At 50.0% G+C, this 1,424-nt stretch carries 2 protein-coding genes; both read left to right on the top strand.

The window, feature by feature from the left end; genetic code table 11:
* A partial coding sequence (locus tag KDN35_RS19740; protein WP_212133760.1) for a Mu transposase domain-containing protein occupies window positions 1–589 on the top strand: 589 nt, incomplete at its 5' end.
* Window positions 586–1,353, top strand: coding sequence for an IS21-like element helper ATPase IstB (gene istB / locus KDN35_RS19735; RefSeq protein WP_008409491.1), 768 nt, complete (start codon window positions 586–588; stop codon window positions 1,351–1,353). The genes KDN35_RS19740 and istB, both read left to right, overlap by 4 nt.
* The last annotated feature ends 71 nt before the right edge of the window (window positions 1,354–1,424 follow it).

Genomic DNA, 1,424 nt, shown 5'->3' with positions numbered 1-1,424 from the left:
AGCGATTGGGCTTGTTCCAAAAGTATGCAAAGTTCGACGCCCCGAAACAAAGGGAAAAGTGGAACGAGGCGTTCAATACGTAAAAAACAACTTTCTTCCTGGCAAACGCTTCGTTGATTTACAGGATCTCAATCAACAAGCCCTACACTGGTGCGAGCGGATTAACCGCCGTATTCATGGAACAACCGGCGAACGTCCCATCGACCGACTCCGTGAGGAAAATCTGTCGCCTATCCCTTCAGCTGAACGATGGGAAAAATACTTGCATGAACCGAGACAGGTCAGCCGAGACGGATTTGTTAGCTACGATGGTGTACGATATGGGGTTCCATGGAGGTACAGTGGACGTGAGGGTACCGTGCGAGAAGTGAATGGGTGGGTGGAAATCTGGGCCGACGGCACATGTATTGCTCGACACCAAAAGGTCTATCGATCCCGTGCAACTGTTTTTTGTGAAAACCAGTATGCAGGTCTTACGACTGCTCAAGGATATGCCTATCCACGTCCGCAAGCCCGACAGATTTCATCGCAGCAAGTGGAAGTGCGTTCGCTGGATGTCTATGAGCAGCTGACGGGGGTGGGAGCATGATTGAACTGGAACAGGCACGGCTACGTCTTGAGGAACTTGGGCTTCAGCAAGCGGCTCTACTCTTGGATGCCCATTTGGAAGCGGCAAGTCATGGACAGCCCACCTATCTGTCCTTTCTCAACATGCTTCTAGATGCAGAGATAGCGGAACGTCAAAAACGGAATATGGAGGTACGCACCAAACTCGCACACTTGCCTTACCGAAAAACGCTGGAGGAGTTCGATTTTGCTTTCCAACCCAGCATTGACGAACGGTTGATTCGAGAGCTGGCCACGATGACTTTTGTAACCCGACACGAGAATGTCTTGTTCTTAGGGCCTCCCGGAGTAGGAAAAAGTCATCTGGCGGTGGCGTTGGCTGTAGAAGCCATCTCGCAAGGGATATCCGTTTACTTTGTCAGTCTCTCGCAACTCATCGAAGATCTGCGAAAAGCTTACACGGAAAACAGGCTGGATAAACGCCTACGCATCTATATTCGACCAAAGCTCCTGATTATTGACGAAATTGGTTACTTACCGTTTGACAGTTTGGCAGCTAACCTCTTTTTCCAGGTAGTAAGTGCAAGATACGAGAGAGGGAGTATTCTGTTGACCAGCAACAAGAGTTTCGGTGAATGGGGGGAACTGATGGGCGATCCGATACTTGCTACGGCTATCCTGGATCGGCTCTTACACCATTCCCACATCGTCAATATTAGGGGGAATAGTTACCGACTTCGTGAGAAGATGAGGACTGGAGCCTACGGCTCCCCCTCTACCACCTAACCAACAAAAAATCGCCGGGTGGGTCAATTCTAAACCGGCGATGGTGGGTCAAAATAAAGTCGGCGTTGACA

The organism is Brevibacillus sp. NL20B1 (assembly GCF_018195675.1).
Lineage (GTDB): Bacteria > Bacillota > Bacilli > Brevibacillales > Brevibacillaceae > Brevibacillus > Brevibacillus aydinogluensis.
This window is presented reverse-complemented; position numbering and strand designations above follow the sequence as displayed.